The 23,126-nt window shown below is 63.5% G+C and carries 24 protein-coding genes and 4 tRNA genes; 9 read left to right on the forward strand and 19 right to left on the reverse strand.

The window, feature by feature from the left end; all coding sequences use genetic code 11:
- Window positions 1-22: 22 nt before the first annotated feature.
- On the reverse strand, window positions 23-670 hold the full coding sequence (locus ABL840_RS32700) for a helix-turn-helix transcriptional regulator (RefSeq protein ID WP_143043036.1): 648 nt from the start codon (window positions 668-670) through the stop codon (window positions 23-25).
- Between the two features lie 627 nt (window positions 671-1,297).
- Here ABL840_RS32700 and ABL840_RS32705 point away from each other — a divergent pair.
- Window positions 1,298-1,549: a hypothetical protein gene (locus tag ABL840_RS32705; protein WP_093307634.1), complete on the forward strand. Its 252-nt coding sequence runs from the start codon at window positions 1,298-1,300 to the stop codon at window positions 1,547-1,549.
- Between the two features lie 103 nt (window positions 1,550-1,652).
- On the opposite strand, the gene ABL840_RS32710 is transcribed toward ABL840_RS32705, so the two are convergent.
- On the reverse strand, window positions 1,653-2,630 hold the full coding sequence (locus ABL840_RS32710) for an IS5 family transposase (protein WP_418115967.1): 978 nt from the start codon (window positions 2,628-2,630) through the stop codon (window positions 1,653-1,655).
- A 48-nt stretch (window positions 2,631-2,678) separates the two neighbouring features.
- Between ABL840_RS32710 and ABL840_RS32715 the strand changes: the two genes are divergently transcribed.
- The gene (locus ABL840_RS32715) at window positions 2,679-3,419 is read left to right on the forward strand and encodes a putative phage abortive infection protein (protein ID WP_176947692.1); all 741 of its coding nucleotides are present in this window, start codon (window positions 2,679-2,681) and stop codon (window positions 3,417-3,419) included.
- Between the two features lie 465 nt (window positions 3,420-3,884).
- Here the strand turns inward: ABL840_RS32715 and ABL840_RS32720 are convergent, their stop codons facing one another.
- From ABL840_RS32720 to ABL840_RS32775, 12 genes are all read right to left on the reverse strand, one after another.
- Window positions 3,885-4,034 carry a hypothetical protein gene (locus ABL840_RS32720; RefSeq protein WP_176947693.1) on the reverse strand — a complete coding sequence of 50 codons (150 nt, stop codon included), beginning with the start codon at window positions 4,032-4,034 and terminating at the stop codon, window positions 3,885-3,887.
- 203 nt (window positions 4,035-4,237) lie between these two features.
- Entirely contained in the window at window positions 4,238-5,221 is a 984-nt protein-coding gene (locus tag ABL840_RS32725) for a serine/threonine-protein kinase (RefSeq protein ID WP_418116089.1), read from the reverse strand.
- Between the two features lie 101 nt (window positions 5,222-5,322).
- The gene (locus ABL840_RS32730; protein ID WP_093307990.1) at window positions 5,323-6,399 is read right to left on the reverse strand and encodes a serine/threonine-protein kinase; all 1,077 of its coding nucleotides are present in this window, start codon (window positions 6,397-6,399) and stop codon (window positions 5,323-5,325) included.
- On the reverse strand, window positions 6,356-7,564 hold the full coding sequence (locus tag ABL840_RS32735) for a PP2C family serine/threonine-protein phosphatase (RefSeq protein ID WP_143043062.1): 1,209 nt from the start codon (window positions 7,562-7,564) through the stop codon (window positions 6,356-6,358). The genes ABL840_RS32730 and ABL840_RS32735 overlap by 44 nt, the downstream gene beginning before the upstream one ends.
- A gap of 64 nt (window positions 7,565-7,628) precedes the next feature.
- Window positions 7,629-7,796, reverse strand: a complete 168-nt coding sequence (locus ABL840_RS32740; RefSeq protein WP_418116090.1) for a hypothetical protein — start codon at window positions 7,794-7,796, stop codon at window positions 7,629-7,631.
- Between the two features lie 153 nt (window positions 7,797-7,949).
- Window positions 7,950-8,138, reverse strand: a complete 189-nt coding sequence (locus tag ABL840_RS32745) for a phage integrase central domain-containing protein (protein ID WP_418116091.1) — start codon at window positions 8,136-8,138, stop codon at window positions 7,950-7,952.
- A 406-nt stretch (window positions 8,139-8,544) separates the two neighbouring features.
- A tRNA-Ser gene (locus tag ABL840_RS32750) sits at window positions 8,545-8,629 on the reverse strand.
- Window positions 8,630-8,661: 32 nt separating this feature from the next.
- A complete protein-coding gene (gene hemW, locus ABL840_RS32755; RefSeq protein ID WP_093307992.1) occupies window positions 8,662-9,924 on the reverse strand; it encodes a radical SAM family heme chaperone HemW in 1,263 nt (420 codons plus the stop codon).
- Window positions 9,924-10,529 carry a non-canonical purine NTP pyrophosphatase gene (locus ABL840_RS32760; RefSeq protein WP_093209724.1) on the reverse strand — a complete coding sequence of 202 codons (606 nt, stop codon included), beginning with the start codon at window positions 10,527-10,529 and terminating at the stop codon, window positions 9,924-9,926. Before ABL840_RS32760 ends, hemW begins: the two co-directional genes overlap by 1 nt.
- Window positions 10,530-10,532: 3 nt before the next feature.
- Entirely contained in the window at window positions 10,533-11,264 is a 732-nt protein-coding gene (gene rph / locus ABL840_RS32765; RefSeq protein WP_093307994.1) for a ribonuclease PH, read from the reverse strand.
- 53 nt (window positions 11,265-11,317) lie between these two features.
- On the reverse strand, window positions 11,318-12,223 hold the full coding sequence (locus ABL840_RS32770; protein WP_093209721.1) for a PP2C family protein-serine/threonine phosphatase: 906 nt from the start codon (window positions 12,221-12,223) through the stop codon (window positions 11,318-11,320).
- A 4-nt stretch (window positions 12,224-12,227) separates the two neighbouring features.
- Window positions 12,228-13,235 carry a serine/threonine protein kinase gene (locus tag ABL840_RS32775; RefSeq protein WP_019656438.1) on the reverse strand — a complete coding sequence of 336 codons (1,008 nt, stop codon included), beginning with the start codon at window positions 13,233-13,235 and terminating at the stop codon, window positions 12,228-12,230.
- Between the two features lie 91 nt (window positions 13,236-13,326).
- Here ABL840_RS32775 and ABL840_RS32780 point away from each other — a divergent pair, with 91 nt between their 5' ends.
- From ABL840_RS32780 to ABL840_RS32795, 4 genes are all read left to right on the forward strand, one after another.
- On the forward strand, window positions 13,327-14,250 hold the full coding sequence (locus ABL840_RS32780) for a YicC/YloC family endoribonuclease (protein ID WP_093209719.1): 924 nt from the start codon (window positions 13,327-13,329) through the stop codon (window positions 14,248-14,250).
- Window positions 14,251-14,270: 20 nt separating this feature from the next.
- Window positions 14,271-14,891 carry a guanylate kinase gene (gene gmk, locus ABL840_RS32785; protein ID WP_093209718.1) on the forward strand — a complete coding sequence of 207 codons (621 nt, stop codon included), beginning with the start codon at window positions 14,271-14,273 and terminating at the stop codon, window positions 14,889-14,891.
- A gap of 44 nt (window positions 14,892-14,935) precedes the next feature.
- Window positions 14,936-15,139 carry a DNA-directed RNA polymerase subunit omega gene (gene rpoZ / locus ABL840_RS32790; protein WP_007835875.1) on the forward strand — a complete coding sequence of 68 codons (204 nt, stop codon included), beginning with the start codon at window positions 14,936-14,938 and terminating at the stop codon, window positions 15,137-15,139.
- A gap of 93 nt (window positions 15,140-15,232) precedes the next feature.
- The gene (locus ABL840_RS32795) at window positions 15,233-17,488 is read left to right on the forward strand and encodes a RelA/SpoT family protein (protein WP_093209716.1); all 2,256 of its coding nucleotides are present in this window, start codon (window positions 15,233-15,235) and stop codon (window positions 17,486-17,488) included.
- Window positions 17,489-17,495: 7 nt separating this feature from the next.
- On the opposite strand, the gene greB is transcribed toward ABL840_RS32795, so the two are convergent.
- The 5 genes from greB to hrcA form a co-directional block, all read right to left on the reverse strand.
- A complete protein-coding gene (greB, locus tag ABL840_RS32800; RefSeq protein WP_093307995.1) occupies window positions 17,496-18,071 on the reverse strand; it encodes a transcription elongation factor GreB in 576 nt (191 codons plus the stop codon).
- Between the two features lie 56 nt (window positions 18,072-18,127).
- A tRNA-Arg gene (locus tag ABL840_RS32805) sits at window positions 18,128-18,204 on the reverse strand.
- Window positions 18,205-18,330: 126 nt separating this feature from the next.
- Window positions 18,331-18,407, reverse strand: a tRNA-Arg gene (locus ABL840_RS32810).
- An 82-nt stretch (window positions 18,408-18,489) separates the two neighbouring features.
- A tRNA-Ile gene (locus tag ABL840_RS32815) sits at window positions 18,490-18,566 on the reverse strand.
- Window positions 18,567-18,597: 31 nt separating this feature from the next.
- Window positions 18,598-19,605 carry a heat-inducible transcriptional repressor HrcA gene (gene hrcA / locus ABL840_RS32820; protein ID WP_093209713.1) on the reverse strand — a complete coding sequence of 336 codons (1,008 nt, stop codon included), beginning with the start codon at window positions 19,603-19,605 and terminating at the stop codon, window positions 18,598-18,600.
- A gap of 31 nt (window positions 19,606-19,636) precedes the next feature.
- Here hrcA and ABL840_RS32825 point away from each other — a divergent pair, with 31 nt between their 5' ends.
- Genes ABL840_RS32825 through rapZ form a run of 3 tightly spaced genes read left to right on the forward strand, consistent with a single transcriptional unit; the run spans window position 19,637 to window position 23,107 of the window.
- Window positions 19,637-20,548, forward strand: a complete 912-nt coding sequence (locus ABL840_RS32825; protein ID WP_093209711.1) for an NAD kinase — start codon at window positions 19,637-19,639, stop codon at window positions 20,546-20,548.
- Between the two features lies 1 nt (window position 20,549).
- Window positions 20,550-22,232 (forward strand): DNA repair protein RecN, encoded by a 1,683-nt coding sequence (gene recN, locus ABL840_RS32830; RefSeq protein ID WP_093307997.1) that lies wholly within the window; start codon window positions 20,550-20,552, stop codon window positions 22,230-22,232.
- A complete protein-coding gene (gene rapZ / locus ABL840_RS32835; protein ID WP_093209708.1) occupies window positions 22,229-23,107 on the forward strand; it encodes an RNase adapter RapZ in 879 nt (292 codons plus the stop codon). The genes recN and rapZ overlap by 4 nt, the downstream gene beginning before the upstream one ends.
- The last annotated feature ends 19 nt before the right edge of the window (window positions 23,108-23,126 follow it).

The raw sequence follows: 23,126 nt of genomic DNA on the forward strand, positions 1-23,126 counted from the left end.
GTTGCGCCCACGACCTGGCACGTCAGCCCGTTTGAAGAGATTGCACGAGGCGCACAACGTCGAACTGCCGGCGACAGCCGGTCTTGCGCATCAGGTTCTTGAGATGGCTGCGCGCGGTGTGCATCGTGCAACGCTGCAGAGCCGCGAAATCGAACACCGTCTTCCCGGCGGCAAGGCTTGCCGCGAGCCTGGCTTCCGTCGCCGTCAGCCCCAGTTGGTCGGCGATCACGTGCGACGCCGCGAAGGACGCGGACTGCGAGGCCACGATGAAGACCAGTGCCAGCGGGACCGAGCGAGGCGATGCGAGAGGATGGCTGGCCTTCAAGGGAAGAACCGAGACCTGCAACGGCGGTCCTTCGCCGGACCGCATGCGGAACCCGCCGCCGATGGTAGAGCTCCGCCCCGGAACGCACACGTTTCGCACGAGCTCCTCCAGCCGGGCCTGCGCGTCCTCCTCCCGGAATTGCCAGTATCCGCACAGCATGCGACACGGGCCCGGAGATGCGCAAAGACTGTGTGCAAGACGGTTGACGTACTTCACGCGGCAATGCGGATCGAGCACCGCGATGGCCTGGGGCAGGCTTTCCAGCGCCGACAGCCCGATGGCCGCATGGTTCGCGAGTTGCCCCGCGTGATCGACGGGGATGTGAGCGGGAGTCTGCCGTGACATGAACCTTGGAGCGGAATACCTGAACGAACGGTGATCCTAGGAGAGCGGCTTCGGGTGCGCATTGGACCAAAGTCCAATGCGCCGCACGCCGGCGCGGCATAGCATGGAAGACTGATCGTTCCCCCATCACCGCACTTGATGCGCTGGGCAAGAGCCTCCCCCAGTACTACGAGAAGGAGATGGGGCGGGCGGGCGCATGCTCCTGGATCCGCGCGTCAGACGGTTGAGACGAATCGCGCCTTCTTCAACGACGAGCTGTTCGAGACAGCTGCGCTCGCGATACCAGTCGTAGCGCCGAACGCTCGCGCCGGCAGCAAAGACGAGCTGCTCGGTTGCGAGCGGAGTATCGGCTTGAGCTACGCTCTCTTCAGAGACGCGAGTGAAGCTGCGAAGCTCCATCACGCGTCCCGCCAGTGGAAGATCGCCGCGACGATTGATGGTTTCTTGTGCTTTAGGCATGCAGGGAACTGTGCCGGGCGAGACGTCTCATTTCCAAGAAAAAATGAATCGATCTTTCGACGGTCGCTCTTCGCCCCGACGAAGCAAGAGCAAGCACCTACCTACGGCCGAAGTGATCCATGCAAGCCCCTGCGATACAGTTCTATCGGATAGCCATCTAGTGCCACCATGACTCACATCTATCTCTGGGCCATTCCCACAGCCGCGCTCATCCTGCTTGCCTGCTCGCCTCATGTTTGGGGATTCGTTCGCCTACTCGCCATGTTGGCCGCAGTTCTGTGCGCTTGGTTTGGATGGGCGTTGCATGGTGCACAGTTCATGGCTGAGCTTCTCGCAAAGAGCGACACGAGCAAGCTCGGGCAAATCGGCGACCTGTTCGGTGGCATCAACGCGCTCTTTTCAGCGTTAGGGAAGGTCTGATCAAGTCGTAAATTGGCTTGATGGCGAGCGCGCGTATTTGGTCGTTGCGCTCACAGGCTCGTCTCACCGAGCATCCCATGCGTTTGAGAGGCCCTGCGGCCCTTCATGCCGTCTGCAGACGCACCTGTCCCAGCATCGCGATCAGTTTCTTCCTGGCCATCCACAGGTTCGACAGTGCAAACAGCGTGATCACATGCGCCGTGTTCTTGGCCAGCCCCCTGAACCTCACCTTCGCCAAGCCGAACTGCCGCTTGATCACCCGGAACGGATGCTCCACCTTTGCCCGGATGCTGGCCTTCTGGTATTCCTGCTTGCGCGCTCTGGCTTTGGCTCGGCCCTCGGGCATCTTCGCCATGTCGCTGGGCCTGCCTGCAATGTGCCACTGCACGCTGCGCTTCACCCGACTCTGTGCTCCGCGATAGCCCGAGTCTGCCCACACCTCGCTCTCCTTGCCGTGCAGCAGGTCGCTCACCTGCTCCACGTCTGCCTCGTTGGCGGCCGTGGTCGTCACCGTGTGCACCAGCCCCGAGTCCGCGTCCACGCCGATGTGCGCCTTCATCCCGAAGTGCCACTGGTTGCCCTTCTTCGTCTGGTGCATCTCCGGATCTCGCTCGCCGCTCTCGTTCTTTGTCGAACTGGGCGCCGCGATGATCGTGGCGTCCACGATGGAGCCTCTCTTCAGAAGCAGCCCCTTCCTGGCCAGGTGGGCGTTGACCTGCTTGAAGATGTCCTCCGCCAGATCGCTGGCCTCCAGCAAGTGGCGGAAGTTCAGGATCGTCGTCTCATCGGGAATCGACTCCATGCCCAGGCCTGCGAACGTGCGCAGCGAGGTGATCTCGTACAGGGCTTCCTCCATCGCCGGATCGCTCAACGCGAACCAGTTCTGCATCAAGTGCACACGAAGCATCGCTTCGAGCGGATACGGTCGGCGTCCTCGCCCCGCCACCGGGTAGTGTGGTTCGATGACTTTGAGTAGCGCCTTCCAAGGCACGACCAGTTCCATCTCGGCAAGGAAGACTTCCCGGCGCGTCTTCTTCCTCTTGCCTGCATGCTCGGCATCCGAAAAACTGATCTGGCTCATCGTTGGTCCTCCTTCAGCGTGCGTGTTCAACGTTCAGAGCGGCCATCCGTGGACTTGATCAGACCTTCCTTAGCGTTTGTGGGCGTAGCTATTGCAGCGAACTTCCAGTTCCGCAGCAATCGGCAGGCCCATATCCAGGCATTCGAAACCTCGTTCTACAGTGCGATCGACCTCCTACATCGCATCTCCGAGGGCCTCCGATTCGACCCTCGCATCTTTCCCAATGTGGACTTGAACGAGTTGCGCAGGTTGGCCGGCTTGCCTCCAGTAAGGGCAGCATCAGATCCAGTTGTCGAGGGGCGCGCAGTCTTCGCGGAAGTCGCTCGGTGCATTAAGAGCATTTCCCAAACTCCGCAGCAAACACTGGCGAACTATCGAAAGTTGCAGAATCAGCACAACTATGTGCTTGGACACTATTTCAGGCATCTATATCAAGCGCTCAAGATGATTGATCGGCAGCCCGATGATGTCCTTTCCCACGTACAGAAGCAGACTTATGCCAGCATCTTGAGAGCGCAACTTTCGACCAGTGAGCTTGCGCTGCTTCTGCTTAATTGCTCGGAGGACGTTGTTGACGCTGGACAGTTTCGCAACTTGCTGGTGCGCTACAGGTTTCTCGAACACTTGCCCTTTATTCTTTTCGCGAACGTGTACGTCGCCAGCGAAAGCGGATTGCGCATCTCCAGTCGCGAAGGCATGCGAAGTTTTCTGACTGAGCAACCGATTCCACCAGGAAATACGCGCTATCAGGGAGCATTCGGACAGAACCCAACTGAAGTCGTCCGCTAGATCTCCAGATCGGGAAGGGCCGCATCGTCATGTTAGGAGTTCTGTTCTGATGAGGTACCTGCAGCAAGTGGCTTGCCCCTTCGCATCATCACGAGGACCTCAAGAATGTTGAGCTTGTGCAGCTTTTCGACGTCTGCCTCCAACTCTTCGAACACCTCATCGGGCTCATAGCCACGACTGCGCAGCTTCTCACTGTAGCTCTCACCCCTCCAACAATCTCGTCAAGGTCCGAGGCAACATCCTCCTTCGGATTTGTGTACCCCCACTTTGGCGTCGCGTCTCACAGGTTGCATTCGCCCTCTTCACTCGACTGGCCAGTTCATAGGCGTTGGAGAACGCGCGGACCATCGGCGTGATTAGCTTTGGTATGACATGCAGCTACAACCCTTGTTCGGCCTCGCGCCAATAGTCGGGCCGACGTACGCGGCGCGCTGGTGTAGCTTACTTCGCGTACGTCTCCTGTCATCATCTTGCAGGTCCATCCTGCGCCTGCTGCAATGAGGTAAAACTCATCTTCAAGTACTCGACGTAGCATGGCACCGCGTTCGGCTGCACGACGGGCAGGTACATGCCGGAGGGCATCTGCACCATTCCGCCGCTGGGCAGCGCGCCCATGCTGCGCGTCTCCTTGACATTCTCGCCTTCGGACGATCCCTTCGATAACGTTGCCCCCCCGCCGACGCACCCCGTGTGACTGTCGTGGAGTCAATCGATTTCGAGCACCTGGAACTGAATAAGCCCGGGCAAACCGTTAGCGGACCTACGATTTCGGATGCACACCAACATCCACACACTCGCTCACACCCATCTTCCAAGGATCACTTCAGCTGCATCACCGCGACGCCCCTAGGCTTCGGATTACCGCTGAACGCAAAACAACTTACTCGCCGACCGACAGCAGGCTGTCCTTCGATGAACTCACCATGCGGTAGCGCGACCGTTCCAAGACTGGACTCGCCGAACCACACAGGTGTTCTAGGGTCTTTGCCAGTGACCTCCGCAGTCACTCGTGGTTCGTCCAAATAACGCATCGCGGCACAACGTTCCACAAGTTCGACCGCAGACGGCCGATCCTCGGCATTAGTCTTCAAACATTCCAGAATCGTCGCCCATAGGTCGGCGGCGAGCTTGTGGGTCGCACCGCCGAGAATGTTTGCTTCGGGCTTCTTCGGAGGATTGCCCGCAAGGATGCCAACGACTGCAGTGATGTCGTGCCCGAAAGGATGCTTGCCAGTCAGCAGGTAGTAAGCGATTGCGCCGAGCGCCCACACGTCCATTTTTGGACCCGGCGGCGCCTTTACTGAAGCCTTTGACACAGCTTCCGGTGCCATGAACGGAATCGCACCGATGAGTGTTGAACTAGTGGCACTGTTCTCATGCTGATTCTTCAAATCAGCCTCAAGCTGCTTCTCAGCGAGTTTGGCAATACCAAAATCAGTGATCTTCACCATCGTAAAACTCAGATCTCGGCTCACCATGATATTTGACGGCTTTAAGTCACGATGGATGACGCCGACTTCGTGCGATGCGGCGAGGCCCTTTGCCAGGTTATGCAGGAGCTTTGCCGTAGTGTCGGCGCAGAGCCGCCAAAAATGCGCATCAAAGCACTGCTGCAGATTAATCCCATGGATCAACTCCTCAGCGAAGTACGCTGTATTGCCATCGATAAAGTAGTCGAGTGCACTCGCCACATTGGGATGACGAACCCGAGCACTGAGCTGAGCACTTTCCTCAAAACGCTTGGCCGCACTCGAGGTTAGCGGAGTCTTTATCGCAACCTCCCTATCGAGTTTGCGATCCACGGCCCTGCGGACTGTTTGCATGCCACCGTGCCCAATCTCCTCCCCGACCTCGTACCGTGATCCGACAAGATCCGCCATGTCCGCCCCCAGATGAATTAAGCCTAAAACACGATCTCAGGAGAACTTTGCCGAAAAGGGACAAATATTCGGTCACCCTTGAGTTGCCTCCCGCCAAACGTAAGAAGGCAGCCCTCATACAATGGCTGGCCGACCTGCGCAGGAGAGTTGTTGACAAACACCTCGCCGCTTATCTTTTTGATCGTGAATTGATAACCGTCATAGCCAATGTCGATAGTTCCATACGGCGTGCTCAGGCTTGATGCCTTCGTTATGTCCGTATTCACAGCATCTGGCGGTTTTCCGGCCCTCATAACACACGCAGTGTGCTTTCCGAACACCAACTCAGCCATAAGGGCATCGGCCACTTCCTGCATATGCGGTCGTTTGCTGCCTTCGAACTCTAAGCATGCATCGATCTTCATTGCGAGGCGTGGAGGTAAATCAATCTTCGTTGCAATCGATGGCAGCGGATACCAAACCGAATCTGGCACCATCATTGGACCCACATCGGGCCACATGCCGACGAGCTTCTTCCAGCACACCATGCCAAAGCTATACGCATCGAGTGCAGCAGTGACGGATATAGGAGGCTTTCCAAACATTTCTGGTGCAGCGTAGGCAAGCGTCCCCTTCGCTTCAACAGTCACTGCGCCCACCCCGGGCGTACTAAGACCAAAATCAACGAGTTTCAGGCGCCCATCTGCAGTGCACACGGCGTTTGCCGGCTTCACATCTCTATGAACAAGTCCCGCAGCGTGCAAATCCGCCAAGCCTTGCGCCATCTGGTACAACAAGGCGAGAGCACGAGATCGATTAGCCGGGTCGGTGAGGTCGACCACCTCAAAGCCAACACCGGTCAAGTATTCCATGATGATGCCGCGCAGCTGTCCATCTGGCGTCAAGACAACATCATAGATTTCGACGATATGCGCCGAAAGCTGTCGGCTGAGCGCACGAACTTCCCCGATCAGTTGCTTAGCGTTCTCGGGAGCGGTCCATTTGATGACAACCTCTCTAGCTAGAGACGTATCGTGCCAAATTTCTACCAATCCATAGCCGCCGCTTTGCGAGGCCTTAGCGCTTTTCTGGTATCGCGCTGGGGGAACTGGATGCATCATCGTTGGGACCCTCCACAATCGTCATCTGAAAGTCATCTTCTTTTACGGCCTTACCAGGCTTCGACTTTCCGCGGCGCTTCGGCTTAACGGGCACCTCATCCTTGAGCTCTGTCGAACCTGTGACTTCCTGCTCTGAGATTCGACTTTCTCGAAGATCTCGCGGACTCTCTGTACGCCTGAAAAGCGCCCACGGGACGACGGCCCCTTCGCCAGCAAGGACAATGTGTACCAGCCCCGCCTCGTGAATCGAGTGTGGCGCACGGAGCCATTGCTGCACTTTTTCCAAATCGGGAAGAACGATGGCAGTTGCGTTGTCCGTGCCACCGAGATGATCAGTAAGTGCTAGCAACCTACGAGCAAGATCTGTGCGTCCCGGACTACTGCGCGAAACTTGTGCGAGGACATTTTCAGTTGGCTTCCAGACACCATCCGTGCATAGCAGGCATCCGACATCGGGTTCAATTTGGGGCCACGAAGAAATCCTAGGCTCCAAGGCTAGGTCACTTCCAATTGCCTGCCCCAAGCTTTCGCGCCACCGAGGAGTCAGCGCCTCGATTGCTTCGCGAATCTTTTTCTCATCATTGCGTGGGGACTGACGGCGCAGCATCTCGACAAGAGTATCGTCTTGCGACAACTTAGCTACACCTTCGGGCGAAACCGAATAGATTCGACTATCTCCAACGGAACCTATCGCGAAGCCTTGGCGCTCGGACACGAGCACGCCCGCGAAAGTAGTGGCTGACCGCTTCTGAAAGCGCTGTTTGACTTCCCTATGTGCGCGAACGATTGCTGTATCAAGCCTCCCTTCGAGGGACCCTTTCTCGCAAACACATAGATGAGAAATGATTTCCGAAAGCGCCAAGCTGGCAGCCGCCTCGCCTTGCGCCTCACCTCCGACACCATCGCAGATGCCGGCAAAAAACCACTTCTCCCCGCTTTGCAATGGGTCCAGGCAATAAGCCACCGCTAACCGGTCTTGATTGCCTTTTTCGGTTTCTCGGTCGTCGGTAAAGCCAAAAGCCAAATCGTTGATGACCTTCAAGCCATGCCGCCCCTTCGAGGGCATTGAACTCAGCACCTCCTCCAGCCAAGGAGTCATTGAAGGCAAATTCAGTTGTAAAGGATTTCGCGGCGCCATGCAGACAGTGTAGTCAGTGATTTGCAAAAAGGGCTCTTTAATTGGCGGGCCGAAGATCTGCCAGTTGCGCCGTCTCCAGCCAGTCTGACCATCACTGCATCATGTCACGCCGCTGCGCCAAATACTCAGCACGGTTGTACGCCGCACGTACTGCATTTGTTGCCTTGTGGGCAAGCTGACGCTCGATCAGGTCATGCGGGAAGTCCGAAACCTCATTGAGCACGGTCGACGCCAGGGCACGGAATCCGTGCGCCGTCATTCGGCCACGATAGCCCAGCCGAGACAGAGCAAACAGGAACGTATTCTCTGAAAGCGGGTGCCCTGGATGGGTAGGGGAATCGAGCACGAGCGCACCATCCCCCGCGCATCTTCATGCGCGCCTCGGGCACCGCCCGCACGGCGCCGTTCTCTTTTAACTCGCCCCACAGCATGCGGCGCAACTCCCTACCCGAACGAACGTGTACGCGAGAAGTCTCGGAATGGCGTCGATGGGCAGCCTCCCGAGAGCTGGGAGCGCGTAGCGCTCCAACGTGTTCGCGACTTGGATCTGATGTTTGCTGTTCGAAAGGGTCGGTAGCTTCGCCTTTAGCCAGCCCCGCATGACTGCCTCGAATGTCGGGCCCCCTTTAGCGCTGGCGGCCCGCCATATACGCCTTTCGCGCGTCCGCCAGGCCCACTACAGGGTACAGGCCGTATGTCCTCGTCTTCTGCTTTCTCGCCGCGGTGTAGTTGGCTTCGCCAACTCTTTGCGCCCTTAGGCGAAACACAGAGGTCGTGGGCATCCGCCAATTTGTACGCCTTCTCGCGCGGCTTGGTCGTATCAGCAGCTTTAGCGGTGAGTGTCATGGTATCGGTAGAAAAATACCATGATTGATGCCATGCTCAGCGCCGGCTAGCGAGGATTCCCATCGGATCTTTCGAGACTCGAAAGGACGAATCCTCCAATGAAAAAGTCCCGTCGCAGAGGCTGCGCGGGACTTTCAAAAACTGCCAGGGATCGATTCCGGCGGAGAGTGTGAGATTCGAACTCACGGACGCTTTCACGTCGGCAGTTTTCAAGACTGCTGGTTTAAACCACTCACCCAACTCTCCGAAGCCTGTAATTTTAAGCCGCCCGCGCGGCCCTACTCCTCGTCGGGCAGAAACATCGCCTGCAGATCGCTCAGGAAGTCCAGTCCGCGCTCGGTCGGCCATACGCGGAACAGGTCGCGCGCCACGAGTCCCTTGCGCTCCGCCTCCTCGAGGCCGCGCTGGATGGAGGTCATCGCCAGCCCGGTGCGCTCGCTGAACTGCGGCAGCGTGAAGCCCTGCTTCAATCGCAGCGCGTTGAGCATGAACTCGAACGGCAGGTCAGCCAGCGCCACTTCGTCGCTCTGCGACACCGCCGCGCCCGCGCGGGCGTTGTCCATGTACAGACGCGGCTCGCGAAAGCGCACCTGGCGCACGATGCGGTGCGCGAAGCTCAGCTTGCTGTGCGCGCCTGCGCCGATGCCGAGGTAGTCGCCGAACTGCCAGTAATTGAGGTTGTGCGCGCACTGATGCCCCTCGCGCGCATAGGCCGACACCTCGTAGCGCGACATGCCCTTGGCGCCGGTGCGCTCGGTGATGCGGTCGAGCATGGCGTAGGCGATGTCGTCCTCGGGCAGCGTGGGCGGGAACTTGGCGAACCAGGTGTTGGGCTCGATGGTCAGGTGGTACACCGAGAGGTGCGGCGGCGCGAGCGCCAGCGCCTGCGACAGGTCGGCGTCGAGGCCTTCCAGGGTCTGGCCCGGCAGGGCGTACATCAGGTCGAGGTTGAAGGTGTCGAAGGTGGCGGCGGCCTCTTCCAGCGCTGCAATGGCCTGCGCGCGGTCGTGCACGCGGCCGAGGGCCTTCAGGTGTTCGTCGTTGAAGCTCTGCACGCCCACCGACAGGCGCGTGACGCCGGCGGAACGGTAGGCGCGGAAGCGGTTGCGTTCGAAGGTGCCGGGGTTGGCCTCGAGCGTGATCTCGCAGTCGGGCGCGAGCTTCAGGCGCGCGCGCATGTCGCCCAGCAGGCGGTCGATGGCCTGCGGGGAGAACAGGCTGGGCGTGCCGCCGCCGATGAAGATGGTGTGGACGGTGCGGCCCCAGATGAGCGGCAGCGCGGCGTCGAGGTCGGCCACGAGCGCGTCGATGTACGCCGCTTCGGGAATGCCGTCGATGTCCGCCTCGCTGGTCGCGCGCCATTCGTGCGAGTTGAAGTCGCAGTACGGGCACTTGCGCAGGCACCACGGCAGGTGGATGTACAGCGACAGCGGCGGCAGCGCGCTGAGCTGCAGCGGACCGGGCCGCATCCAGTGCAGCACGTCGTTGGCCTGCGGCGCGCCGACGGAGTGCGCCGGCTGGATCGGGAAGGTGGTGGCCATCAGGACTGCAGCCAGCGCTCGCGCATCAGCGCCAGCATGGCTTGCGCCGCGCGGCCGCGGTGGCTGTTCGCGTTCTTCACTTCGGGCGGCAGTTGCGCGAAGGTCTTGCCGAAGGCCGGCAGGTACATGACGGGGTCGAAGCCGAAGCCGTTGTCGCCGACGGGCGCGGGCGCGATCTCGCCGACCACGCGGCCGACGGCGATGAGCGGCTCGGGGTCGTCATGGCTGCGCAGCGCGACCAGCGTGCTCACCAGCGCCGCACGGCGATTCGCCACGCCGTCCAGCTGCTCGAGCAGCGCCTTCACGTTGTTGGCATCGCCCTTGGCGTAGCCGAACTGCGTGGCGTAGTAGGCGGTGTCGACGCCCGGCAGGCCGCCGAAGGCATCGACGCACAGGCCCGCGTCGTCCGCCATGGCCGGCAAGCCGGTGGCTGCACTGGCATGGCGCGCCTTGGTCAGCGCGTTCTCGACGAAGGTACGGAAGGGCTCCTCGGCCTCGCCCACGCCCAGCGCCGATTGCGGAACGAGGGTGACGGCCAGCTCCGCGAAGAGCTGCTGGAGCTCGGCGAGCTTGCCCGCGTTGTTGGAGGCCAGGACCAGCTTCATGGATCAGCTCGCGAGCAGTGCCTGCTTCTGCAGGGTCACGAGCTCGCCGATGCCCTTCTCGGCCAGGCCGAGCAGGATGTTCATTTCCTCGCGCGTGAAGGCCACGCCTTCGGCGGTGCCCTGCACTTCGACGAAGTGACCGGCGCCGGTCATGACGACGTTCATGTCGGTGTCGCAGGCCGAATCCTCGGTGTATTCGAGGTCGAGCAGCGGTGTGCCGCCGACGATGCCGACCGAGATGGCGGCCACGTGACCCTTGATGGGCGAGGCGGCAAGGGCGCCGGAGGCGATCAGCTTGTCGACGGCGTCCTGCGCGGCGACGAAGGCGCCGGTGATGGCCGCGGTGCGCGTGCCGCCGTCGGCCTGCAGCACGTCGCAGTCGAGGTGGATGGTGCGTTCGCCGAGCGCGGCGAGGTCGAACACGGCGCGCATCGAGCGGCCGATGAGGCGCTGGATTTCCTGCGTGCGACCAGTCTGCTTGCCCTTGGCGGCCTCGCGGCTGCTGCGGGTGTGCGTGGCGCGCGGCAGCATGCCGTATTCGGCCGTGACCCAGCCTTCGCCGCTGCCCTTCTTGTGCGGCGGAACCTTCTCCTCGACGGAGGCGGTGCACAGCACGCGGGTCTGGCCGAACTCGATGAGCACCGAGCCTTCGGCATGGATGGTGAAGCCGCGGGTGATGCGCACCGGGCGCAGCTGGTCGGCGGCGCGGCCGCCGCTTCGTGTGAAAGCAGTCATTGTCGAATCCAAAAAAGAAAAAAGGGGCGGCCGCTGTCGCGCGGCCTGTTCAGCTAGCTCTTGCGCGCGGCCGATCGGCGGATGGCTTCGTTGATCTCGGCGATGGAACGCTCGATGGCGTCCTCGTCGAGATCGTCGATCTCGTTGTCCGCGGGCATGCCGGCCTGGATGGTCGAGGCGAACACGCCGTCCTCGATGGTTTCGGTGGAAACGCCGCTGCGGTCGTCCGCGCTGTCGGGCATTTCCCATTCGAGCGCGATAAGCGTGACGTTGTCGCTGTGGCTGCCGCCCTTGCGCAGGGCCATCTCGGCGAGATCGGGGGCGGCGTCGGACACGGGCTTGCCGGAGGAAAGCGTGTGCACGATCAGCTCGTCGTCGAGCACGCCCCAGACGCCGTCGGAGCACAGCATGATGCGGTCGCCGCGCTGCAGCTGCAGTGGCGCCGAGACGTCGAAGAGCGGCGTGGTCGGCGAGCCCAGGCAGGTCAGCAGCAGGTTGCGGTTGACGGGCATGTCGGAGCCGTGCGGCTTGGGTCGCTCGGCGTGCGAATGGTCGCGCGTGCGCACCAGCAGGCGGCCGTCGCGCACGACGTACAGGCGCGAGTCGCCGCAGTGCATCCATGTGGCGGCGTTGCCCTGGAGCACCGCCGCGACGACGGTGGTGCGCGGGGTGTCGAGCATGGCCTTGTGGCTCGCGTAGCGCATGATCTGCTGGTGCGCGGCCATGGCCGATTCGGCAAGGAACGACTTCACGTCCTTCACCGTGGGGCGCGCCTCGCGCTGGAACAGCGCGGCGATGGTCTGCAGCGCGAGCTGCGCCGCCACTTCGCCTTCCGGGTGGCCGCCCATGCCGTCGGCGAGCACGAACAACCCCGATTCCCGCGTGTAGCAATAGCCCATGCGGTCTTCGTTCTTGAGACGCCCGCCCTTGCGGCTGACCTGGAAGACGGAGAATTTCATGATGTCATGCAGGGCGCGTGGTGGGCGCGGCAGCCTTGGGCAGGCCCTTCTTGTCGAAGGAACGAATGTTGTCGATCGACAGGCGCACCTTCTCGCCCACCGTGAGCTTCGTATAGCGGCGCTCGCCTTCGCGGCTGAGCTCCTTCTGCAGCGCGAAGACCGACTGCGGACGCGACAGCGGATCGAGCGACATGCACCACTCGACCACCTCGATCAGGTTGTCGGAGTACACGCCGCGAAGGCGCGACAGCGACAGGCTGAGGCGGTCCTTCTCGATGCGCCGGGGCGCGTCGTTGGGCGGATAGCCCTGCATGCAGGCGTAGATGCAGGCGCCGATGGCATAGATGTCGGTCCAGGGGCCCATGGACGAATCGCGCCGGTACATCTCGGGGGCTGCGAAGCCGGGGGTGTACATCGGGCGGATGAAGATGCCTTCCTTGCTGAGCACTTCGCGCGCGGCGCCGAAGTCGATCAGCACGGCACGGTCGTCGTCGGTGACGAAGATGTTGGCCGGCTTGATGTCCAGGTGCAGCATCTTGTACTGGTGGACGATGCGCAGGCCGCGCAGGATTTCGTCGAAAAGCGAGCGGATGGTCGACTCGCGGAACACCTTCTGCTTCTTCAGGTCGCGCGCCGTGACCACGAAATCCTGCAGGGTCGCGCCCTCCAGGTAGTTCATGACCATGTAGACGGTCTCGTTCTCACGGAAGAAGTTGAGCACGCTCACCACCGATGCGTGCGAGATCTGCGCCAGGGAGCGGCCCTCCTCGAAGAAGCTCTTGAGGCCCAGCCGGTAGAGGGACAGCTTCTCCGGCGGCACCTGCGGAGCAAGCTCGCCCGGCCCCCGGGTGGCGAGCGACGACGGCAGATATTCCTTGATGGCAACCTGCTGTCCGCTGGAATCGATGGCGAGGTAGACGACACCGAAACCGCCCGCGGAAAGCCGGCGTACAACGCGGTAACCACCAATGACCGTATCGGGCGGCAGGGGCGTAGGCTTGACCTTTGACATAATCCGGGAGTTTCGCCCGAAGGCGATGGTGCGGCAAGCGAACGCGGTGCCGACGCCTCGGTGCATGCAAGCAAAACCACAGTGAGGCGCAATGCCAGTTTACAGCATGACCGGCTACGCCAGCGGCCAGAACGGCCCCGCAGGCAGCCACTCCGAAGCCGAAGCACGGCCTTCCGCCGCGGGCCGGCTCGGGGTTGAAATCCGCTCGGTCAACAGCCGCTTCCTCGATCTCACCTTCAAGCTGCCGGAGGAGCTCCGCCAGCACGAAACCGCGCTGCGCGAGCTGCTCACGGGCAAACTCAAGCGCGGCAAGGTCGAAGTTCGGGCCGCCATCGAAAGCGCGGCCCAGGGAGGCGTTGTCGAGCCCTCCGTCAAGCTGCTGCAGCGGCTCAACGGCGTGCAGGACAGCATCAAGGCATGGCTGCCCAGCGCACGGGAGCTCAGCGTGGCCGACGTGCTGCGCCTGGCCGGCGGCGACAGCGCCACCCGAGGCGACTGGGGCCCCGACCTGCTCGAAGTGACGGGCAAGGCGCTCGAAGGCCTGGTGTCGGCCCGCCAGCGCGAAGGCGCGCGGCTGGCAAAGATGCTCGAAGACCATCTCGCCCAGTTGCGCACCCTGGTGCAGCAGGCCGGCCCGCTGGTGCCTCAACTGGTCGAGCAGCAGCGCACCCGCTTCCTGGAGCGCTGGCAGGAAGCCATGGGCCTGACCTCCGGCACGGGCGGCACGCTGCCCGAAGCAGCCCAGGACCGCGCGCTGACCGAAGCCACCGCCTTCGCGATCCGCATCGACGTGGCCGAGGAACTCACCCGGCTGAACTCGCATCTGGACGAGATCGAGCGGCTGCTCAAGAAGGGCGGCGAGATCGGCAAGCGCCTCGATTTCCTGATCCAGGAGCTTCACCGCGAGGCCAACACCCTGGGATCGAAGTCGGCGGCACTGGAGCTCACGCGCATCGGCGTGGACATGAAGGTCCTGATCGAGCAGATGCGCGAGCAGGTCCAGAACATCGAATGACGACGAAGACGAGCGAAAGAATGGATTACCCCGGCAATATCTTCGTGGTGGCGGCGCCCAGCGGCGCGGGCAAATCGAGCCTGGTCAAGGCGCTGATGGAACTCGATTCGGCGGTCCAGCCCTCGGTTTCCCACACGACCCGGTCGCCCCGCGGGCAGGAAAAGCACGGCCGCGAGTACTTCTTCGCCTCGCCGACGGAGTTCGACGCGATGATCGCGGCCGACGGCTTCGTGGAATGGGCCCATGTGCACGGCCACCGCTACGGCACCTCCAAGAAGGCCGTCGAAGACCGCATCGCCCAGGGGGCCGACGTCATCCTCGAGATCGACTTCCAGGGCGCGCTGCAGATCCGCAAGACCTTCGCCAACGCGGTCATGATCTTCATCCTGCCGCCCAGCTGGGAAGAACTGCGCTCCCGGCTCGAACGGCGCGGGGAAGACAGCGCCTCGGTCATCGAACTGCGCCTGAAAAACGCCGCCGAAGAGATGGCCCAGGCGGGGCAATTCGACTTCGTTATAATCAACGAGTTATTTGAGCGGGCACTTTTCGATCTCAAGGCGATTGTCCACGCTCAGCGGCTCCGGTATTCCGCGCAGCGCCGAGCGCGTGCCGACACCTTCGCCGCACTGAACATCCCCTGATTTCCGAGCCCACCCGCTCCCAGACCGACCGAAAGATCCTCATCATGGCCCGCATCACCGTCGAAGATTGTCTCGTCAACATTCCGAACCGCTTCCAGCTCGTCCTGGCCGCCACCTACCGCGCGCGCATGCTGAGCCAGGGCCACGCCCCCAAGATCGAGAGCAAGAACAAGCCCGCCGTGACCGCCCTGCGCGAGATCGCCGAAGGCAAGATCGGCCTCGAAATGCTCAAGAAGGTGCCGGGCTGATCTGACGCAGCCCTGCAACGAAAAGGCACCGCAATGCGGTGCTTTTTTTATGTCCGGACGCGTCCACACATCGGTCACGCTAAAGTGGTAGGCATGAGCGCGGTCGCCAAATCTCAGTCCCATGCCCCCAAAGGCACGCCGAAGCCGAGCCCGGCGGCGCTGAATGCGGCCGCCGCGAGCTTCGCCGCACTGACCGCGCGGCTGGACTACCTGAGCCCCGAAGACACCGAGCTGGTCCGCCGCGCCTACCGTTTCGCGGACGAGGCTCACCTGGGGCAGCTGCGCAATAGCGGCGAGCCGTACATCACCCACCCCATCGCCGTGGCGGCGCAATGCGCCGAGTGGAAGCTCGACGCGCAGGCGCTGATGGCCGCCCTGCTCCACGACGCCATCGAGGACTGCGGCGTCACGAAGCCCGAGCTCATCGAGCGCTTCGGAGCCCCGGTTGCCGAGCTGGTCGACGGGCTCACCAAGCTCGACAAGCTTCAGTTCAACACCCGCGAAGAGAACCAGGCCGAGTCGTTCCGCAAGATGCTGCTGGCGATGGCGCGCGACGTGCGCGTCATCCTGGTCAAGCTGGCGGACCGCACGCACAACATGCGCACGCTGGCCGACGCGCCGCGTGAAAAGTGGGGCCGGATCTCGCGCGAGACGCTGGACATCTATGCGCCCATCGCCCATCGCCTGGGGCTGAACCAGACCTACCGCGAGTTGCAGGAACTGTCGTTCCGGCATTTGAAACCGTGGCGTTATGCCACGCTGTCGAAGGCCGTCGCCAAGGCGCGCGGCCGACGCCGCGACCTGATCCAGAAGGTGCAGAAAGAGGTCGAGGCCGCCTTTTCGGCCGCCGGCATGACGCTGCGGATCGCCGGCCGCGAGAAGACGCTTTATTCCATCTACCGCAAGATGGAGGAAAAACACCTGAGCTTCGCCCAGGTGACCGATATCTACGGTTTCCGCCTGATCGTGCCGAACGTGATCGCCTGCTACACCGGGCTCGGCATCCTGCACCAGATGTACAAGCCCCTGCCGGGCAAATTCAAGGATCACATCGCGATCGCCAAGCTCAACGGCTACCAGTCGCTGCACACCACGCTCGTGGGGCCGGCCGGCGTGAGCGTCGAGTTCCAGTTGCGGACCGAGGCGATGCACGTGGTGGCCGAATCGGGCGTGGCCGCACATTGGCTGTACAAGGCCGCCGAGCCGAACGCCGCCAGCAACGACCGGCTGGGCACCAAGTGGCTGCAGTCGCTGCTCGACATCCAGGACGAGACGCGCGACGCCGCCGAGTTCTGGGACCACGTCAAGGTCGACCTGTTTCCCGACGCGGTCTACGTGTTCACTCCCAAGAGCCAGATCATGGCGCTGCCCCGCGGCGCCACGGTGGTCGACTTCGCCTACGCCATCCACAGCAACATCGGCGACCACACCTCGGCCGCGCGCATCAACGGCGACCAGGTGCCGCTGCGCACCGAGCTCAAGAACGGCGACGTGGTCGAGGTGATCACGGCGCCGGTGTCGACGCCCAATCCTGCCTGGCTGGGCTTCGTGCGAACCGGTCGGGCGCGCTCCAAGATCCGCCACTACCTGAAGACGCTGGCGCATGCCGAGTCCGAAGGCCTGGGCGAGAAGCTGCTCGCGCAAGCATTGCGCGCCGAGGGCCTGAGCAAGCTGCCCGAGGACGACGAGGAACATCAGGCGCTGTGGGAGAAGCTGCTGCGCTTCACCGGCAACCGCACCCGCTCCGAACTGCTGACCGACATCGGCCTTGGCAAGCGCATCGCGAGCATCGTCGCGAAGCGTCTGGTGGCAATGCTTTCCGAACTGGGCGAACGACCCGACGCGCTGCTGCTGAGCCGCGAGCGCTTCATTTCTCATGAAACGGTGTCGCAAGGCGCTGTCACGCTGGACGGCAGCGAGAACTCTTCAGTGCGCTTCGCGCTGTGCTGCCGGCCGATTCCCGGCGACCCGATCGTCGGCTACCTCGGCCATGGCGAAGGCCTGGTGGTGCACACCGAAGACTGCGGCGTCGGCCAGCGGCTGCGCCACAAGGATAGCGAGCGCTTCTTCGCCGTCGAGTGGGCGGACGAGCCGACGCGTGCTTTCGAGACCGGGGTAGTCATTACCGTGCGCAATGACAAGGGCGTGCTGGCGCGTGTCGCAGCCACGCTGGCCGATGCAGAGGCCGACATCACGCACGTGGAGATGGCCGACGAAACTCCGCAGGATTCGACCGACCTGCGCTTCGTGATCGCAGTGCGCGACCGCGCGCATCTGGATGCGGTACTGCGCGCGGCGCGGCGTACGGCATCTGTACTGACCGCTTCCAGGACGGTTCCCGCGCCCTGACCCTCCGTTATTCCACAGCCGGGCCCGGCGCCGGATAGCTCACGGACAGGATCTCGACATCGTGCGCCCCACCCGGCGTGACGAGCTTCACCACGTCACCCTCGCGCGACTTCAAGAGCGCCCGCGCGATCGGCGATATCCAGCTGACCTGCGACTTCGCACTCTCCGCTTCGTCGATGCCGAGGATCGTGACGCTGCGCTCGGCGCCGGTTTCGTCGGCATAAAGGACGGTGGCACCGAAGAAGACCTGATCGCGGCCATGGTGCACCGATGGATCGGTGACCTCCGCGATCTCGAGGCGCTTGGTGAGAAAGCGGATGCGACGATCGATCTCGCGCAGGCGCTTCTTGCCGTAGAGGTAGTCGCCGTTCTCCGAGCGATCGCCGTTCTTCGCGGCCCAGTGCACGGTCTCGACGATCTTCGGGCGCTCCTCGTCCATCAGCTGCAGCAGTTCGTCGCGCAGACGTGCGTAGCCTTCGGGGGTGATGTAGTTCTTGCCGCCCGCGGGGATCGGAGGCGAGGCACCATCGGCGCCGTCGTCGTCTCCGTCGGAATCCGTTTCCTTGGTGAATGCCTTGTTCACGCCAAACCTCCGAAAAGAAAAAAGCCCGCAACTCGCGTTGCGGGCTTTCTTTATAGTGGTGCGGCTGGCAGGAATCGAACCCACGACCCCTTGGTTCGTAGCCAAGTACTCTATCCAGCTGAGCTACAGCCGCACAGCTAGCGATTATAGCCCGCTTTATTGTCCTTTTCGGATTTACTCTGGCGAACTGTCATGAAAGTGGCGCAAAGCCCGAAAAAGAAAAATGCCCGGAAGACGAATCTTCCGGGCATTTTCAAGATGGTGCGGCTGGCAGGAATCGAACCCACGACCCCTTGGTTCGTAGCCAAGTACTCTATCCAGCTGAGCTACAGCCGCGAAGCTCTCGATTATAGCCTGTTTTTGGCTGCTCCCCGAAAGCACGACAAAAGATGCAAAGATCGAATCGCCGAGGGAGTGGTGGTAGGCCGTGCTGGGCTTGAACCAGCGACCAACGGATTATGAGTCCGCTGCTCTAACCAACTGAGCTAACGGCCCACGCGGAACGATTCTATTCGCGCCGCGCGACCTACTTGCGATGACTCAGCGCATTGCTCACCAGACGCGACGTGATGTCGACGATCTGAATCATGCGCTCGTAAGGCATGCGCGTCGGCCCGATCACGCCCAACGTGCCCACGACCTGCCCGTCGACCTCGTAGTTGGCGCTGACGATGGACAGCTCCTCGAACGGCACCACCTGGCTCTCGCCGCCGATGAAGATGCGCACGCCCTCGGCCTTGCTCGACACGTCCAGTAGGCGCATCAGCTGGGCCTTCTGCTCGAAGAGCTCGAAGGCGCGGCGCAGCTGCCCCATGTCGCTGGAGAAATCGCTCACTGCCAGCAGGTTGCGCTCGCCGGAGATCACGACGTCGTCTTCCTGCGCCTCGGTCAGCACTTCGGAGCTGACCTGCACAGCGGCCTGCATCAGCGTCGCGATCTCGCCGCGCAGCATCTCGATCTCGGACTGCAGCCGGTCGCGCACCTGCTCGATGGTCAGGCCCGCATAGTTCGCGTTGATGTAGTTCGAGGCCTCGACCAGTTGCGACTGCGAATAGTCGGCCTCCGGAAAGATCACGCGGTTCTGCACGTCGCCGTCCGGCGAGACGATGATCACCAGCAGGCGCCGCTCCGACAGCCGCAGGAACTCGATCTGCTTGAACACCGATGCGCGCCGCGGCGCCATCACCACGCCGACGAACTGCGACATGTTCGACAGCAGGTGCGCAGCATTGGCGATCACCTTCTGCGGCTGGTCGGGCGCGAGGCTCGGCGCGGTCATCTGCTCGCGCTGGGCGGTCAGCATCGTGTCGACGAAGAGGCGATAGCCGCGATGCGTTGGAATGCGGCCAGCCGAGGTGTGCGGGCTGGCAATCAGCCCCAGCGCCTCGAGGTCGGACATGACGTTGCGGATGGTTGCCGGCGACAGATCGAGCCCCGAGGAACGCGAAAGCGTCCGCGAACCCACGGGTTGCCCGTCAGCGATGTAGCGCTCGACGAGCGTCTTGAGCAGCAACTTGGCACGGTCGTCCAGCATTGCAAGATTTTAGTGTTGTAATTTGTGAGATATGACCTCTCGCTTTCGTCACGTAGCCCTGATCGGCAAATACCAGGCTTCCGGCGCCCGGGCGCAGGCGGATGCGCGCGACAGCGTCATGGAGGGCATCGGCGCCTTCCTCGAATCCCAGGGCTGCACGGTGTTCGTAGAGCGCCCGACATGCGAAGAAGCCGATGACGGCGCCCCCGCCCATCCGCGCTACCAGGCCCTCACCGTCGAGGAAATCGGCCAGCGCTGCGACCTAGGCCTCGTGGTCGGCGGCGACGGCACCATGCTCGGCATCGGCCGGCAACTCGCCAGCTACGGCATTCCGCTGATCGGCATCAACCGCGGCCGGCTCGGCTTCATCACCGACATCCCGCTCGACAACTACCAGGCCACGCTCATTCCGATGCTGGCCGGCGAGTACGAGGAAGACCACCGCAGCCTGATGCAGGCGCAGGTCGTGCGCGACGGCGTATCGGTGTTCGACGCCTTTGCGATGAACGACGTGGTCGTCAATCGCGGCGCCACCTCCGGCATGGTCGAGCTTCGCGTGTCGGTGGGCCGCCATTTCGTTGCCAACCAGCGCGCCGACGGCCTGATCATCGCCACGCCCACCGGCTCGACCGCCTATGCGCTGTCGGCCGGCGGGCCACTCTTGCATCCTGCCGTGCCGGGCTGGGTGCTAGTACCCATCGCACCACACACGCTGTCGAACCGCCCCGTGCTGCTGCCCGACGCCGACGAGATCGTCATCGAGCTGGTCGGCGGCCGCGACGCCAGCGCCAATTTCGACATGCAGTCGCTGGCCTCGCTGGCGATTGGCGACCGCGTGGTGGTGCGCCGCTCCGACTTCCGCGTGCGCTTCCTGCACCCGCGCGGCTGGAGCTATTTCGACACGCTGCGCAAGAAACTTCACTGGAACGAAGGGGGCTCCTGAAATGGCGCTGCGACGCATCGCACTGCGCGACTTCGTGATCGTGCGATCACTCGAACTCGACCTGTCCGGCGGCTTCACGGTATTGACCGGCGAAACCGGCGCGGGCAAATCCATCCTGATCGACGCGCTGCAGCTGGCGCTGGGCAATCGCGCCGATGCCGGCGCGGTGCGCGAAGGCGCCGAGCGGCTCGACGTGAGCGCCGAGTTCGATGCCGATCCAGCCCTCGGCAGCTGGCTCGACGAAGGCGGCTTCGAAGCCGGCGACGCGCTGCTTTTGCGCCGCACGGTCGACCTGCAGGGCCGCAGCCGCGGCTGGATCAACGGCAGCCCCGCCACCGCCACGCAGCTGCGCGAACTCGGCGACCGCCTGCTCGACATCCACGGCCAGCACGCCTGGCAGAGCCTGACGCGGCCCGAGGCGGTGCGCGGCCTGCTCGATGCCTACGCCGGCGTGCGCACCGACGCGCTCGATGCCGCATGGCAAGCCTGGCGACAAGCGCTTTCCGCGCTCGAGCACGCGCGCTCGGCGCAAGACTCGCTGCAGCGCGAACGCGAACGGCTGCAATGGCAGATCTCCGAAGTCGCCAAGCTCGCGCCGGGCGCCGACGAGTGGGAGGAGCTCTCCACCAACCACTCGCGCATCTCGAACGCGCAGGCGCTGATCGACGCGGCACAGGGCGCCAGCCAGGCGCTCGAAGACGACGACAACGGCGCCCTCTCCGCGCTTCAGCGCGCGACCACGCTGCTGCAGAACTGCGAGCACATCGAGCCCGAGTTCCGCGCACTGGGCGAGGTGCTCGCCTCCTGCGTGGCGCAGGCCTCCGACGCGGCGCACACGCTGCACGGCTACCTTCGCGATGCCGACACCGACCCGCAAAGCCTCGCCGAACTCGACGAGCGCATGGGCTTGTGGATGTCGCTCGCGCGCCGCTACAAGCGCCCGCCGGTCGAGCTGCCGGCGCTGCTGGCCGGCTGGCAGGCCGAGCTGCAGGCGCTCGACGCGCAAAGCGATCTCGAAGGCCTGGAACGCGCCGAGCAGGCCGCGCAGCAGGCCTACATGAAGGAAGCCAAGGCGCTGGGCAAGGCCCGCAAGCAGGCCGCGCCGCGCCTCGGCCAGGCCGTCACCGACGCGATGCAGGGCCTGGGCATGCAGGGCGGGCGCTTCGAAGTCGAACTTCAGCCGCTGGCACAGCCCAGCCGCGCAGGCCTCGAGGACGTCGCCTTTCTCGTGGCCGGCCACACCGGCAGCACGCCCCGGGCCATCGGCAAGGTGGCTTCGGGCGGCGAACTGTCGCGCATCGCACTGGCCATCGCAGTCACCACCAGCCAGCTCGGCGCCGCGCAGACGCTGATCTTCGACGAGGTCGACTCCGGCGTTGGCGGCGCGGTCGCGGAGACCGTCGGCCGCCTGATGAAGCAGCTCGGCCGCGATCGCCAGGTGCTCGCCGTGACCCACCTGCCCCAGGTGGCCGCCTGCGCCGACCACCACCTCGTGGTGGCCAAGCGCCAGACAGCCGCAACCGGCAGCGACGGCCCGCGCACCGAGAGCGGCGTGTCGCGCCTCGACGACGACAGCCGCGCCAGGGAAATCGCCCGCATGCTGGGCGGCGAGAAGGTCTCGCAGACCTCGCTCGCCCACGCGCGCGAAATGCTCGGCCACAAGACTTCGGCAGCCCTGCAATGACCCTCGATCTCGTGCTCATCACGGGCATGTCGGGTTCCGGCAAGTCGGTGGCCCTGCATGCGCTGGAAGACGCGGGCTACTACTGCGTCGACAACCTGCCGCCCGAGCTGCTGACCTCGTTCATCGCGCTGCAGCACGAGCAGCAGGCCACGCGCGTGGCCATTGCCATGGACGTGCGAAGCGGCGTCTCGCTGCCCATCGTTCCGCAGCAGCTCGAGGCGCTGCGCCGCGACGGTGGCATCTCGCTGCGCTCGCTGTTCCTCGACGCGACCACCGACGCCTTGCTGCGCCGCTACTCCGAAACCCGCCGCCGCCACCCGCTCTCGCGCCAGGAAGGCCGCACCGACGCACCCGAGCAGCACCGCGTGCTGACCCAGGCCATCGAGCTCGAGCGCGAGCTGCTGGCCGACCTGCGCGACGGCGCGGACGTGATCGACACCAGCCTGATCCGCCCGGCGCAGCTGCAGAGCTACATCAAGTCGCTGATCTCGGCGCCGCAGAGCGCGCTGACGCTGGTGTTCGAGTCCTTCGCCTTCAAGCGCGGCGTGCCGCTGGACGCCGACTACGTGTTCGACGTGCGCATGCTGCCCAACCCGCACTACGTGCCGGCGCTGCGCCCGCTCACGGGCCGCGACGAGCCGGTGATCGAATGGCTGCGCGAGCACGACGACGTGGCGCGCATGTACGACGACATCGAGCAGTTCCTGACGCACTGGCTCGACGCGCTGGCGCGCGACCATCGCAGCTACGTGACGGTGGCCATCGGGTGCACGGGCGGACAGCACCGCTCGGTGTTCCTGGTCGAGCAACTGGCGCGCTCGTTCGGCGCCCGCTGGGGTGCGCTCAAGCGCCACCGCGAACTCGACGCGATTTGATCGACTAGGCGCGAGCTGG

Source organism: Variovorax sp. NFACC27 (assembly GCF_048301545.1).
Taxonomy (GTDB): domain Bacteria; phylum Pseudomonadota; class Gammaproteobacteria; order Burkholderiales; family Burkholderiaceae_C; genus Variovorax; species Variovorax gossypii.